At 43.8% G+C, this 14410-nt stretch carries 11 protein-coding genes; 9 read left to right on the top strand and 2 right to left on the bottom strand.

Annotation, left to right across the window (positions count from 1 at the left end):
• The first annotated feature begins 89 nt into the window (after positions 1–89).
• The 6 genes from L2717_RS10905 to L2717_RS10880 all read left to right on the top strand — a co-directional run bounded on the left by L2717_RS10905 (position 90) and on the right by L2717_RS10880 (position 7556).
• Positions 90–1547 (top strand): catalase, encoded by a 1458-nt coding sequence (locus L2717_RS10905; protein WP_220773092.1) that lies wholly within the window; start codon positions 90–92, stop codon positions 1545–1547.
• A 512-nt stretch (positions 1548–2059) separates the two neighbouring features.
• The gene (locus L2717_RS10900; RefSeq protein WP_220773091.1) at positions 2060–3055 is read left to right on the top strand and encodes a permease; all 996 of its coding nucleotides are present in this window, start codon (positions 2060–2062) and stop codon (positions 3053–3055) included.
• A 9-nt stretch (positions 3056–3064) separates the two neighbouring features.
• Positions 3065–3301, top strand: coding sequence for a thioredoxin family protein (locus L2717_RS10895; protein ID WP_220773090.1), 237 nt, complete (start codon positions 3065–3067; stop codon positions 3299–3301).
• A 290-nt stretch (positions 3302–3591) separates the two neighbouring features.
• A complete protein-coding gene (locus L2717_RS10890) occupies positions 3592–4350 on the top strand; it encodes a DUF2927 domain-containing protein (protein WP_246611733.1) in 759 nt (252 codons plus the stop codon).
• A 117-nt stretch (positions 4351–4467) separates the two neighbouring features.
• Complete coding sequence (locus L2717_RS10885) at positions 4468–5910, top strand: MBL fold metallo-hydrolase RNA specificity domain-containing protein (RefSeq protein ID WP_220773088.1); 1443 nt, start codon at positions 4468–4470, stop codon at positions 5908–5910.
• Between the two features lie 269 nt (positions 5911–6179).
• Positions 6180–7556 (top strand): alanine/glycine:cation symporter family protein, encoded by a 1377-nt coding sequence (locus L2717_RS10880; RefSeq protein WP_220773087.1) that lies wholly within the window; start codon positions 6180–6182, stop codon positions 7554–7556.
• Positions 7557–7641: 85 nt separating this feature from the next.
• Here L2717_RS10880 and L2717_RS10875 read toward each other — a convergent pair whose 3' ends face one another.
• Together L2717_RS10875 and L2717_RS10870 are read right to left on the bottom strand one after the other, a co-directional pair.
• Positions 7642–8997, bottom strand: a complete 1356-nt coding sequence (locus L2717_RS10875) for a flavohemoglobin expression-modulating QEGLA motif protein (RefSeq protein WP_220773086.1) — start codon at positions 8995–8997, stop codon at positions 7642–7644.
• Between the two features lie 469 nt (positions 8998–9466).
• A complete protein-coding gene (locus L2717_RS10870) occupies positions 9467–9643 on the bottom strand; it encodes a PA3496 family putative envelope integrity protein (RefSeq protein WP_220773085.1) in 177 nt (58 codons plus the stop codon).
• A 324-nt stretch (positions 9644–9967) separates the two neighbouring features.
• Here L2717_RS10870 and L2717_RS10865 point away from each other — a divergent pair, with 324 nt between their 5' ends.
• The 3 genes from L2717_RS10865 to L2717_RS10855 are packed head-to-tail and all read left to right on the top strand — an operon-like array spanning position 9968 to position 14295.
• Positions 9968–12121: a CHASE domain-containing sensor histidine kinase gene (locus L2717_RS10865; protein WP_220773084.1), complete on the top strand. Its 2154-nt coding sequence runs from the start codon at positions 9968–9970 to the stop codon at positions 12119–12121.
• Positions 12118–12552 carry a response regulator gene (locus L2717_RS10860; protein WP_220773083.1) on the top strand — a complete coding sequence of 145 codons (435 nt, stop codon included), beginning with the start codon at positions 12118–12120 and terminating at the stop codon, positions 12550–12552. The genes L2717_RS10865 and L2717_RS10860 overlap by 4 nt, the downstream gene beginning before the upstream one ends.
• A gap of 9 nt (positions 12553–12561) precedes the next feature.
• On the top strand, positions 12562–14295 hold the full coding sequence (locus L2717_RS10855; protein ID WP_220773082.1) for a putative bifunctional diguanylate cyclase/phosphodiesterase: 1734 nt from the start codon (positions 12562–12564) through the stop codon (positions 14293–14295).
• Positions 14296–14410 lie beyond the last annotated feature (115 nt).

Below are 14410 nucleotides of genomic sequence, written 5' to 3'. Positions count from 1 at the left end.
GTTCAACTGGTTTGCGGTGAGCACTTAGGACGGATTAACACCGCTCCAAAAAAACTTAGCCAAGATGTACCACCCCACAGGAGAAAATCATGACTGACAAGAAAAAATTAACCACTAATGCAGGCTGTCCTGTTGCGCATAACCAGAACGTTATGACGGCCGGACCACGCGGCCCACAGTTATTACAGGATGTTTGGTTTCTGGAAAAACTGGCGCATTTTGACCGAGAAGTGATCCCTGAAAGACGTATGCACGCCAAAGGTTCTGGCGCTTATGGTACCTTTACCGTCACCAAGGATATTACCCAATACACGCGCGCCAAGTTATTTAGCCAAGTCGGTAAAAAGACCGCACTGTTTAGCCGTATGTCTACCGTGGCGGGTGAGCGCGGCGCCGCCGATGCTGAGCGTGATATTCGTGGTTTTGCCCTGAAATTTTATACAGAAGAAGGCAATTGGGATTTAGTGGGTAATAATACGCCAGTTTTCTTTTTACGTGATCCGCTAAAATTCCCCGATCTTAATCACGCCGTAAAACGCGATCCACGCACCAATATGCGTAGCGCAAAAAATAACTGGGATTTTTGGACATCGTTACCAGAGGCGTTGCATCAAGTAACAGTGGTGATGAGTGATCGCGGTATTCCTAGCAGTTATCGCCATATGCATGGTTTTGGCTCGCATACTTTTAGCTTTATCAATGCTAGTAATGAGCGTTTTTGGGTTAAGTTCCATTGGCGCACTCAGCAAGGCATTAAAAATATGACCGATGCTGAAGCCACAAAAGCGGTGGGTGAGTGTCGTGAAACCCATCAACGCGATTTATATGAAGCGATTGAGCGCGGCGAATTTCCGAAATGGACTTTGTATGTACAAGTCATGCCAGAGAAAGATGCGGCTACCGTACCATACAACCCATTTGATTTAACCAAGGTGTGGCCACACGGCGATTACCCTTTAATTGAGGTCGGTGAAATCGAGTTTAACCGTAACCCAGATAACTATTTTGCTGAAGTTGAACAAGCCGCATTTAACCCCGCTAACATTGTACCAGGCATCGGTTTTTCGCCCGATAAAATGCTGCAAGGGCGTTTGTTCTCTTATGGCGATGCCCAGCGTTATCGTTTGGGTGTAAACCATCATTTAGTACCTGTTAATGCGGCTCGTTGCCCTGTTAGTAGCTATCACCGTGATGGTGCTATGCGTGTCGATGGCAACCACGGCAGTACACTGGGTTACGAGCCTAATAGTTATGGTGAATGGCAAGAACAACCGGATTTTAGCGAGCCACCGCTGGAGTTGTCGGGTGCTGCTGCTCACTGGGATCACCGTGAGGATGCGGATTATTACTCGCAGCCTGGTGCGTTGTTCCGCTTAATGTCGCCAGAACAGCAGCAAGTATTGTTTGATAATACGGCTCGCTCTATTGGTGATGCACCAAGAGAAATTCAAATCCGTCATATTGGCAACTGTTTTAAAGCAGACCCCGCCTACGGTAAGGGTATCGCTAAAGCGCTAGGTATTCCGCTAAGTGACATACCGAAGTAAATACGCTGAAACGGCTAACCGGGCTGCATATCGCAGACGGTTAGCTGCACCATAAGTTGGCTTATTTATCCTGCAATGGCGAGCTTTGCCGTTTTCGTCATGTTGATATGTTATTTACCTTACTGCTAGCCAAATTATCCGCAAATAGAATGAAGCGCACTATGACGATTGCTGCGTAGCTGTTATTTTTTTAAGCTAAAGCTTTATCTATAATTAACGGATTGCACTGCCTCACAATCTCAATTTATCCATTCCACACAGCCTAAACTGACCCATTCCATATTGGTAGTGGTGAGCATAGCCCATCCCTCTCATTTTTTGAGCTTGTCGTCTCAGTCGCTATTTGTTTATTTGGTTAAATTCTGAGAGCAGCCTAAGTGACTGTGCTTAGATGATTGGGTAAGAATAAGAGATAAGGTGACTGCGATACCTTCAGTACGTTACACAGCGCACTCTGATAGGGTTAATCCTAAATTATAGTGAAGTAAGTTAATATTTTATTAGGGATCAACATGTTTCAGATATTTACTGAATTTGCGACTTGGCTAGTGTATGGCGTGTTTGGTCTCGAGGCCGATTCAGCCTTGGGCGGCGCAGTACATTTTTTTGTTGAAGATGTCAGTAAAATTTTTGTATTACTGGTGATGATGATTTATTTCATTGCACTACTACGTGCTTCCCTAGATGTTGAGCGCGTTCGGGATTATTTAGCCAGTAAGAATAGGAGTGTAGGTTATTTATTGGGGTCGACCTTTGGCGCGATTACCCCTTTTTGTTCTTGCTCGAGCATCCCGGTCTTTTTAGGTTTTACTTCGGCTGGCATTCCCCTTGGTATTACGATGGCATTTTTGATCACATCGCCTTTGATCAATGAAGTCGCCGTATTACTGCTTATGAGTTTGTTAGGCTGGAAGTTTACCTTGCTATATGTTGTCGTTGGTATGACAGTGGGCATAGTCAGCGGGCTGTTGTTAGATGCGATGAAGGCTGAGCGTTGGTTACAATCCTTCGCTGCAGAGGCCCTAGTCCGTGGACGGCAGATGGCGTTATCGAACGATGCCGCTATTCCAGGCCGTGTTTTATCCTTTTCTGAGCGTCATGCCTTTGCTAAAACGGAGGCAATTGAGATTTTTAGTCGCGTATGGAAGTGGGTCGTTATCGGCGTAGGTCTTGGCGCTGCCTTGCATGGTTTTGTACCAGAGGGCTGGGTCGAAACCCATTTAGGTCAAGGTCAGTGGTGGTCTGTACCTGTGGCAGTGCTAATCGGTATTCCTTTGTATTCTAATGCAACGGGTATAATTCCTGTGATGGAAAGCTTGTTGGCAAATGGCTTACCCATTGGTACCACGCTGGCATTTTGTATGAGTACCGTCGCAGCCAGTTTCCCTGAATTTGTTTTACTTAAACAAGTCATGCAGTGGCGCCTTTTGGCGGTGCTGTTGGTTGTACTATTAACGGCATTTACGTTAGTAGGTTGGATTTTTAATTTTGCAGCACCGTATTTATAAGGAAGTAACATGAAAAAAATCAAAGTATTAGGTAGCGGCTGTGCTAAGTGTAGCCAAACTGCCGAGATGATTGCAGACATATCAGAAGAAATGGGCATAGATGTCATCGTAAAAAAAGACACGGATCCTCAAAGTTTATTGAAATTTCACGTTATGAAAACTCCTGCGGTAATCATTGATGATGAGCTCATCCACAGTGGATCAGTACCGACCCGTGATGAAGTTGAAGGATGGTTAAGGGACTAAGTTTTTAATTGTTAAGCGCTAAGGCGCATTACTGGTCCATTTGCCATACAGTGATAGTGTTAGTAAAAATAGAGGCTAACAATATACGCCATTGTCGGTCTCCATTTTTTGGCAATGGCGCTATTACCGCATAAGTCAAAATTAATTGCCATAAAATGAAAAAATCATAATTTAACATCAATTTATTGGGACTTAACTAGGATGAATATTCGAGGGCGGCCTTGAGGATATTGTTAAATTTAGGCCTATATCTAAGCTTTTATTTAAGCATATGTTGCTCAACGCTATCTGTGTTTGCGGCACAAACCACGCCTGCTTTAAGTCATATTGCTAAGCCTGCGGCTTGGCAAAGCTCACTCTACATCCGCCAAGCGTTCAGTGAAGTCGCGCTTAAAAATGAGTATGACAAGGCTAAACATCGGATACGTAAATGGTACATACCTGTGCGAGTGTTTATTGAACATCAAGTGGGCGATAGGGCGCTGCACACACAATTGGTGCAGATGCAGCTAACGCATTTAGCCGAGATTACGGGTCATGATATGCAGCTGGTGGATACGCTAGCTGATGCGAATCTCCATTTAGTATTTACCCGTCAATCCTTGTGGGCAAGTGAGGTGATGCGCTTGATGGGAGTCAACTCGGCGCAAAATGTTCATGGCTCTGTTTGTATGGGTAAGTTCGCCCTTAACTCAAAGAGTGAAATTGAACGTGCATGGGTCATTATTCCCGTTGATCAAGCGCAAATGCACGGTAAGTTAGTGGCTTGCGTGGTTGAAGAAATAACCCAAGTGCTCGGACTGCCTAATGATTCCGAAAAAGTGTTCCCCTCTATCTTTAATGATAAAACCCCGCAAGATTTACTCACTGGTCTCGATTTAATTCTGCTTAAACTACTCTATAACTCGAGTATTCGCGCGGGAATGACTGCTGCTGAGATCGAGTCCCCAGTGCAACATTTACTGAAGCAATGGCAAGGCGATGGCACGATTGCGAATGCCGATAAAATAGTGCGCCAAGGTCAGTTATACCCTTTGCTAGGTTATTGATGCTTGAGCGTTACTGCTAAAGTTGTCATTGTCTTCACGCGGCCAATTAATCCTTTTTGTTTTAGGAATAAGGGCATAGTCTATCTTTATACAAGGTAAACAAGTCGGAGTGACACCATGCGAATGACATTGCAGTTTTTAGGGGCGACAGAGGAAGTGACGGGCTCGTGTCATTTACTTTCGGTCGACCATGAACACTTATTGCTTGATTGTGGTTTGATCCAAGGCGGTAAAGCGGACGAACTGCGTAACCATGAACCCTTCGCTTTTAATCCTGAGTCTATATCTGCCGTGGTACTCAGCCACGCCCATATCGATCATTCAGGGCGTTTACCCCTTTTAGTTAAATCGGGTTTTGATGGCCCCATTTATACCCATAAAGCTACCGCTGAACTGTGTGCCATCATGCTCAAAGATGCCGCCATGCTACAGACCCGTGATACTGAAAGGGTCAATAAAAAGCGCGCTAAGCATGATCTTGATCCTTTAGATCCTTTGTTCACCGTTGAAGATGCCGAACAAGCCATAAAACAATTTGTACCATTGGAGTATGGCGAAGTGACTCGGGTTATCCCGCATGTGGATATTTGTCTCTCGGATGCAGGGCACATTTTAGGTTCAGCTTTAGTTGAGCTGTGGTTAGGCGAAGGTAAGTCACAGAAGAAAGTAGTCTTCAGTGGCGATCTTGGTCGTGCAGGCATGCCTATTTTACGTAATCCGACTTTAGTGGATACGGCGGATTTAGTCTTAATGGAAAGCACCTACGGCAACCGTTTTCATCGCAGTTGGACTGAGACCTTAGCTGAGCTAAAAGGCATTTTCGCTAAGACAGTTAACGAAAGCCAAGGCAATATCTTGCTACCGGCTTTTTCAGTTGGACGAGCGCAGGAGTTATTATATCTTTTTCATTTATATGCAAAAGAATGGGATTTGGGGCGTTGGAAAATTTGCTTAGATAGCCCTATGGCCATTGAGGCGACTCGGGTTTATGTTAATAATTATCCGCTGATGGATGAGGACTTTAAACGTTTTACTCGTCAGCATCCTGGGCAACATCCCTTGCTGTCGAATATCGAGTTTATTCAGACGACCGAAGAGTCGATGGCATTGAATGACATACACAAAGGATTAATTATTATCGCGGGCAGCGGCATGTGTAACGGTGGGCGTATTCGTAGCCACTTAGAGCACAATCTGTGGCGCCCAGAGTGCGATGTGATTATCTGTGGTTATCAAGCTATTGGAACACCGGGACGGACTTTAGTCGACGGTGCGAAGGAGTTAACCATCCATGGCAACAGTATTACAGTGGCCGCTAAGTTACATACCGTAGGCGGGTTATCTGCCCATGCGGATCAAGCGGAATTATTACGCTGGTATCGACATTTTGAAGGCCAACCACCGCTGATTTTAGTCCACGGAGAACCCGAGGCGCAGCGTGGATTAGTCGAGGTCATTAATCAAGATCCGAATACAAAACCGCAAGCGACTGCTATTGCCACTCATGGCGATAAACTAGATTTAACTGCACTACCTAAGTTAGTGTGGAAACCCGCCTAAGTTTATCTGTCTTATCGACAACGCCTTACCGGATACGGTAGGGCTTTTTTATTTGTGCTGTAAATCAATATCTCACCGCGTAATCGCAACGCTGCTTTAAAATTCTTATGGCATAAAGTATCTCGATATTTATAATTCTGATTGTTAGTAATTTGTTGTAATTTAAGCTTGGGCTGTTAAATTATATTTTGGTAAATGGTATTAGGCTGCGTCTCTAATGCGGTATAGCCAGTTAAATAATAACAATAACAAGTCATTATGAGGTTTGAATGGAAGCAATTACGGAATTTGTTGGCCTAGTTAATGGCTTTGTCTGGGGTACACCTATGTTGGTGATGATCTTAGGCGTGGGTTTATTCCTTTCCCTCGGGCTGAGATTAATGCCCATTCTGAAATTAGGCACAGGCTTTAAGTTACTTTGGTCTGGGCGTCTTCCCGATAAAGATAAAACAGTAAAAGGGGACGTGAGCCCGTTTAATGCGTTGATGACATCGCTTTCTGCCACTATTGGTACGGGTAACATTGCAGGGGTTGCTACTGCTATATTTGTCGGTGGCCCAGGTGCCTTATTCTGGATGTGGTGCACCGCGTTGGTGGGGATGGCGACTAAATATTCTGAGGCTGTGCTGGCAGTTAAATTCCGTGAGGTCGATGCTCAGGGAAACCATGTCGGCGGCCCTATGTATTACATTAAAAATGGTCTCGGCAAGAAGTGGGCTTGGTTAGGCACACTGTTTGCGATTTTTGGCTCTCTTGCCGGATTTGGTATTGGCAATACGGTACAGGCTAACTCAGTTGCGGCGGCATTAAGCAGTAATTTTGGTGTTCCGGCTTGGGTATCTGGAGTGGTAATGATGCTGCTCGTGGGCGCAGTATTGATGGGAGGCATTAAGCGTATCGCTGAAGTTGCTGGTAAGTTAGTGCCATTTATGACGATTTTTTATATTACCGCGGGCTTAGGTGTATTAATCGTACATATTCAAGATATACCTGATGCATTTGCCTTAATTATTCACAGTGCTTTTAATCCCGTGGCTGCCCAAGGTGGCTTTGCGGGCGCAGCGGTATGGGCTGCGATCCGTTTTGGTGTGGCCCGTGGGGTGTTTTCGAATGAGGCGGGTTTGGGCAGTGCGCCGATAGCGCATGCCGCCGCGCAAACAAATAATCCAGTGGCGCAGGGGTTAGTGGCTATGCTCGGTACCTTTATTGATACCATAGTCGTTTGTTCTATTACAGGTTTGGCGATTGTGGTTTCTGGCTCTTGGACCTCGGGCGAAAATGGTGCTGCGCTAACTTCATACGCTTTCTCCCAAGCCTTGCCTATGGGTAATTATATCGTTGCCATCGCACTGTCTCTCTTTGCCTTCACGACTATTATCGGTTGGAGTTTTTACAGTGAGAAATGCGTGCAATATCTCTTTGGTATCAAAGCGGTAAAGCCCTTTAGATTACTGTGGACCATTGCCGTACCTTTAGGTGCAGTCAGTTCGCTAGACTTTGTGTGGTTACTGGCTGATACTTTAAACGCCATGATGGCGATTCCTAACTTAATCGCCTTGGCACTGTTAAGCCCAGTGGTCTTTGGTTTAACACGGGAATACTTCATTAAAAAGCGTGCTGATGAAGCAGCAAAGGCCCAATCTTAATCTGATAAATAAAGTTGAGTCACGTTATAAAAAAAAGCTCACCTAGTTGTGAGCTTTTTTCATTAAAATCAATAACATTTATATATTAATCCGAGTTATTGTCGAACTCAGTATCATCGTGTGGTTCAAAGGCTGGAACGACATTCGGCACGCCTTTAAATAGACGAGTAAAGTGGCGTTGTACGCCTTTCAAATCGATTCCAGCTAATCCTGAGGCGAAACCAAACCAAGCATAAAGGCCGCTAAAGTTATCAAACATAGGCGGTAGATATTTAGGTGGCGTTAAAATCCCCTCTTGGCAGGCTTGGTATAGCACTGGAATATCTTCGATAGCCAATTTACCTAAGAATAACATAGGGATGAGCTCTGGAAGACCTGAGGTGATAGCGCTACGGATAAAGTTAATGTTTTCCACATAGCCACGCACATAGGAAATATCCTTAGTAAAAAAGCTGCCTCCTTCCACCATACCACCGCGAAAGACCCTTTGCGTAACACGGTAACTATCGGTTTCGCTTAAGTTTAATTCTCTGAAATAATTGAAAACTTCAATAAAGTCAGCGCCATTTTCTGCCATATCGACAGCCGCGACTCGATCGCTAATTCGACGAGCTCGACCAGGATTTGAGCTGAGTGTCAGCATCTCAAGTAAAACCGCGAGGCCTTCTTGAGTCGCTGCAACGCGGGGAGAGCCCACACTCAACCAAGTGGCATGGGGCTGGGCTCGGCCATTGAGTGTTGTGCCAACATGTACCCAGCCTTCATGAACCTCGTATACATTCAGATCCGACTCGCTGAACATGGCTCTGCTATTGAGTTTAACGGTATCGCCACCGACGGCGGCATCAGAAACGATACCGTCACTGAGGCGCACGCACATATCATCGCTATGGAAGTATTTCTCTAAGCGTTGGCTGAGCACGTTAACGGCTTCTGGTGCACTGATGATTTTAGGGTGGTGTTTATTCATGTGTCTCGCCGCTGGCAGCGAGAAAATATAACTGAGCTTATCACCTAGTTGGCGCAGTGTGTGACGATCGCCGTGTAATCTGTGGCTCGCACTGCCATATAATTCTTGACTGAGTTTGCCAAATGTTGGCGTGCCTCTATTACCGAGCATATCCACTACAAGACGATATTGGTCGACGTTTGCGACTAATATTTTGCCGAGCTTATCGCGTTTACCCATGCGTCTATGGATATCTTGTTTTAAGGATATCAGTTCTGCTTGCGTTTTTACTGGGTCAAAAGGTAAGGCAATGTTTTGGTAGAAGTCTTGTTTGATAGCCGGTAATACAGTGCCTTTATTGGAGAGAAAACGTTCCTCCATTTCCCGTGGCCATTTAATGGCATCTAAGATTTTTATGGGGGTTTGGATACGAATTAATTCATCAGAAAAACGGCGTAAATCTTGTTGGTATTGGGCTAACGACTCAGACATTCCCGTATATCCTGCAGGTAGTTTCAGCTAAGAGAGATGTCGGCAATCATAGCGTTAAAGCTTATTTATTCATATTGATTAGCAGGTATGATTAGGAAATATCTCGTATACCCTTTTAATCATTATTTTCTTATATGCTTTATTGACTATTTTCAAGGTGTTATTTGGCAAAATGCAATATGTTTAGCCTACTTTCTGGATGATGTTAGCCAGCGTCGGTTTGTTTATGGGGTTAGGTGCAAATGTATATTTGGGCGCAAAGGCTGAATGGCTGTAGATTAAAACCCAAGCCTACAAGAAGAGTAAAAAAGCACAGTAACGTTAAAAGTGTAGTGTTGTATCGGGCTAGAGATGCAGGTTTAGCCGATTCAATCGACCATAATCCTGCATTTCAGGATAGGTAAATTCAATGAGTGGGCATGATAGTGGCTGTCCACTCAATCAGGGCAGTTAGTCAGAAAATATAAGGCTAGAAAAAATCGTCATCTCCTAATGCACGTTTTAACTCTGCTCGTTCGAGGTAATCCTCTAAACGTCTTTTGACCTCACGTCTATGCTGCATTGCTTCAGCAGCTTTGCCGTTTTTGGGGTTGGTCATTGCCTCAAGTTCAGTATCGTTGGGCACGACTTCAGTAATATGAGCCATAACGAATTCCTCTGGTTGTTCCTAACGACTTTCTATCTAAAAAGAGTGTGGCAGAAAAGCAAAAAATTTTACGACTATGGGTAAAATTTTCTTCCCGTGAGCGGAATGATTCAATTCACTGTGGTTTAGGGCTAGTCCGGGAAAAATATTCGATATTTGATTAATTTAGTTCTTGCTTACTTTGTGATTGAGAGCACATCAGTGACATAGCGGCCTTTGGGTTAATCCTGAGTTAAATAGTAGGATAAACTTGAATTTAGCGATAATTACTACAACACTGGTAGCTGTGCTAACTATTGATATATCGCTAAGGAATTGGCTCACATGGACAAGGATGTGTTTTCTAAATCTCCTGATGAATCTAACAATATTTACTCTAGCGTACTGAGTTCTAGCTGGTTGATGATAGTTGCGGCGATATTTTTCATGGGAATTTCTTGGTATGTGCTCGAGCAATATCTTAGAGATCGGGGAGAAGAGCGTTTCGAGAACAGTGTTCAAGAGCTAACGGAAGCGGTAAACCGCAGAATGCTGGCTTATGAGCAAGTACTGCGCGGTGGGGTTGGCCTGTTGTTATCATCGAGTGATGTGACTCGCAAAGAATGGCAAACCTATGTTGTTAATGCCAGGCTTTCTGATTATTACCCAGGATTTCAAGGGTTTGGCTATGCATTGTTGCTTAAGCCTGACACATTGAACACCCAAGTTAAACGTATTCAGACCGAAGACTATAAACATTACCAGGTGTATCCAGAAGGTCTGCGAGACCAGTATTGTGTGATCTTATACCTAGAGCCCTTTGATTGGTTGAATCAAAGGGCTCTAGGTTATGACATGTGCTCTGAGGCTAATAGGCGTAAAGCAATAGATCGCGCGATTGCTTCAGGGCAGCCAACGGTCTCGGGTAAAGTCACTTTGGTGCAAGATTCACTAGATAATACCCAAGCGGGTTTTTTGATGTATTTAGCACTTTATCAAGGCTTAGCAAGCACTGAGGCTGAACGTAAACAACACGTTAGAGGGCTCGTTTACGCGGCATTTAGGATGGAAGATCTAATGCAAGGGATTATGGGTGACCGTTTCTCTGGCCTTAAACTTGCCATTTATGAAAATGCACACGCCAGTGCCGATAGTTTAATGTTTGCTAGCAACAAGGTATTGCCCCAGCAGCAGGATGTGTTTTATTACTCACATAATGAAACTATCGGAGGGCAAGTTTGGCGTTTAGATATTTCATCCCAATCACGTTTTATTTCGCAATCAGAAGAATCCCAAGGCCTCTGGTTACAATTTATCGGTAGTGCCTTTATTTTAGCGTTGTTTTACTCTGTGCTCGTAATGGCACGTAATCGATATAAAGAGTCTCAGTTGACCTCTGAGTTAATCGCTAATGAGAAACGCTTTAGATTAGTGATTGAAGCCTCCCCCAGTGCGCTGCTGATGGTCGATAAAGCCGGATATATTACGTTAGTCAATACTCACGCCGAACGTTTATTTGGCTATGCCAGAGACGAGTTACTCGGTCGCTCAATCAATATGTTATTGCCCGAAGCGCTCCGCAATAGCCATCAGCAGCACATGAGCCACTACTTAGTGCAACCGATAGCTAAAAATATGTCGATGCGTGATGACTTATTTGGCTGCTGTAAGGATGGTAGTCGACTTGCCATTGAAGTGGGGCTGACACCTATCCATTTTAGTCAGGGTATTTCTATTCTTGCGACGATTAATAATGTGTCTGAACGTAAACGTATTGAAATTCAGCGAGCTGAGCATACGCAAGAACTGGAACGTATTAATCAAGAATTAGATCGATTTGCTTATATCGCCTCCCACGATTTGAAATCACCACTGAGAGGGATAGAGCAATTAACCTTGTGGTTGTCGGAGGATTTAGCCGATAACACCAGTGAGGATATCCATAAGTATCTTAGGCTTATTCAAAGCCGTATTCATCGAATGGTATTGTTACTCGATGGACTTTTGATGTTTTCACGCATTGGGCGTGTCGATAATGAAACGGTTGAAGTCAATAGTCGGCAGCTAATTGAAGATATGTTTGCGTTGGTTGCACCACCCAAAGGCTTCGAATTAGTCTTAAAGGGGGAGTTTCCACAGTTCTATTCTGTGGGAGTATTGCTAGAGTTAGTGCTACGAAACTTAATCAGTAATGCGATTAAGCACCATGACAGAGAAACTGGGGTGATAACTGTTTCATGCGAATCAATTGACGAATATTATTGGTTTAGTGTGAGTGATGATGGACCAGGTATATCAAGCTCTTATCACGATAAAGTCTTCCAAATGTTTCAAACGCTTAAACCGAGGGATGAGGTAGAAGGCAGTGGTCTTGGCTTATCGCTGGTGAAAAAAACGCTTGAGAGTATAGGCGGTAAGATCCAACTTCAATCGGAAGATCGGGGCTGTTGTTTTCGCTTTAGTTGGCCAAAGCAGATTAGCCGTAAGGAGGCGCTATGAGTGCAGTCAATCAATATCAGCAGGTTACTATTTTACTGGTTGATGATGATGATGTGGATTATATGGCTGTGCAGCGCGCAATGCAGCAGTTACGGCTACTTAACCCTATCGTACGGGCTCGAGATGGAATTGAGGCATTATCTATCCTTACGAGTGTTGATGGGATTAAAGGTCCTTACCTTATTTTACTGGATCTGAACATGCCCAGAATGAATGGTTTTGAGTTTCTTGAGCAAATACGTGCTGATCCAGCGCTCACTTCGGCGGTTGTTTTTATGCTGACGACGTCGAGTACCGATGAGGATAGGATGAAGGCATATAGTCATCATGTCGCGGGCTATATGGTTAAAACCAATATGAAAGACGGTTTTAACCACATTTTTAATATGCTCGAAGGCTACTGGCGTATCGTTGAGCTTCCATCTGCATAGGGTGAGTATATGGATTTACTACTAATCGATGATGATGAAGTCGATAGAACGGCGATTATCAGAGCACTCAGACAATCAAAGTTGACGTTTAACGTAGTCGAAGCAAATTGTGCATTCGATGGTTTGAGCTTAGCGTTAGAGCGTCATTTTGACGGCATTTTATTAGATTATTTATTGCCAGATGCGAATGGATTAGAAGTATTGATAAAACTCAATGCTATGACCCAAGACCAGACGGTTGTGGTTATGCTAAGTCGTTATGAAGATGAGAAACTGGCGCAGCGTTGTATTGAGTTGGGTGCACAGGACTTTTTACTCAAAGATGAAGTTAACTCACGGATATTGACACGCGCTATCCGCTACGCGAAACAACGATCTTCGATGGCATTAGCATTACGTAATAGCCATCAAAAGTTGAAAGAGCTCGCAGAACACGACTCCCTTACTAAGCTTGTTAATCGTTACGGTTTTGAACTATGTCTAAATCGTGCCATTGCTAGAGTAAAACGCAGCAATGATTTTTTAGCCGTAATTCTTCTAGATCTAGATGATTTTAAAGCGATTAATGACACATTAGGTCATCAAGTTGGAGATGTGCTTTTAGTCCAAGTGGCATCACGATTAAACGATTTATTACGTGATGGCGACATTATTGCCCGTTTAGGCGGCGATGAATTTGTCGTGTTAGTCACTGATAACGACCATCAATATTTTCCTATGATAGTGGCAAATCGCTTATTAAAAGCCTTCGAGGAAACCTTCTGTCTTGGCGATAATGATGTATTTATAGGCGCCAGTATTGGTGTGGCTTTTTATAATGAGGCGGCTTCAAACAGTGAGGAACTGATGAAGTGTGCTGATATTGCGATGTATCGCGCTAAAAAAATGGGGCGCAATCAAATCCAGTTTTACTCAGAAGCGTTAGATAAAGAAGTGCGATATCGTAATCATATCGAGTCAAGTTTGCGTATGGCCTTAAAGCGCAATGAGTTTAAGGTATTCTATCAAGTTCAAGTTAATGCCAAAACACACCAACTTGTGGGTATGGAAGCCCTGATCCGTTGGCAGCATCCTACAGATGGCATTATCGCCCCAGATCAATTTTTACCCATAGCCGTAGAGATAGGTTTAATGGCCGAAATTGGGGATTGGGTACTTGAGCAAGCTTGCGCTCAGGCGCAGCGTTGGCTAACGCAATTGCTGCCGACAGGACTTACATTTACTATCGCCGTTAATCTCTCGGCGTCTCAAATTGATAATGGGCGTCTATTTGATAAAATCGTGCACGCGTTGCAGCTTACAGGATTACCTCCCTGTGCATTAGAGCTCGAAATTACTGAAAATTGCCTTATTGAAGATCCCCATGAACACGCAAAAGAGCTCGATAAAATTGCTCAATTAGGAGTGCGTTTTGCCTTGGATGATTTTGGTACTGGCTTTTCATCTTTAGAGCACATCAAGCTATTTCCGATTAGCGTACTGAAAATAGATAAAAGTTTTATCGCAAGTTATGATAAAGATGAAAAAGATACCCGTTTGCTCACGGCGTTATTTAATTTCGCCCATGGTTTTAATGTGACATCGGTTGCCGAAGGCGTTGAGACAATGAAACAAGCTGAGTTTTGCACTTCTCGCCATTGCACTGTATTACAGGGGTATTTATTTTCGCCACCGCTCGATGCAATGACATTTGAGGCGAAATATATTTTACCTTTGTTAACCCCTACACAAGTGCGAATGTAAGGTACCTCGCAGTATTGTAATAGCATATTGATTTCATCTGGTTAGCAGTATTTTCTTGCTTTACACTCAGATATAGACAAATATCTGCCCCTTTTCTGTTGTGGCGTATTTGATA

Source organism: Shewanella glacialipiscicola, from assembly GCF_023283485.1.
GTDB classification, from domain to species: domain Bacteria; phylum Pseudomonadota; class Gammaproteobacteria; order Enterobacterales; family Shewanellaceae; genus Shewanella; species Shewanella glacialipiscicola.
The sequence above is the reverse complement of the archived record's forward strand: the minus strand, read 5'-3'. Positions and strand labels throughout refer to the sequence as shown.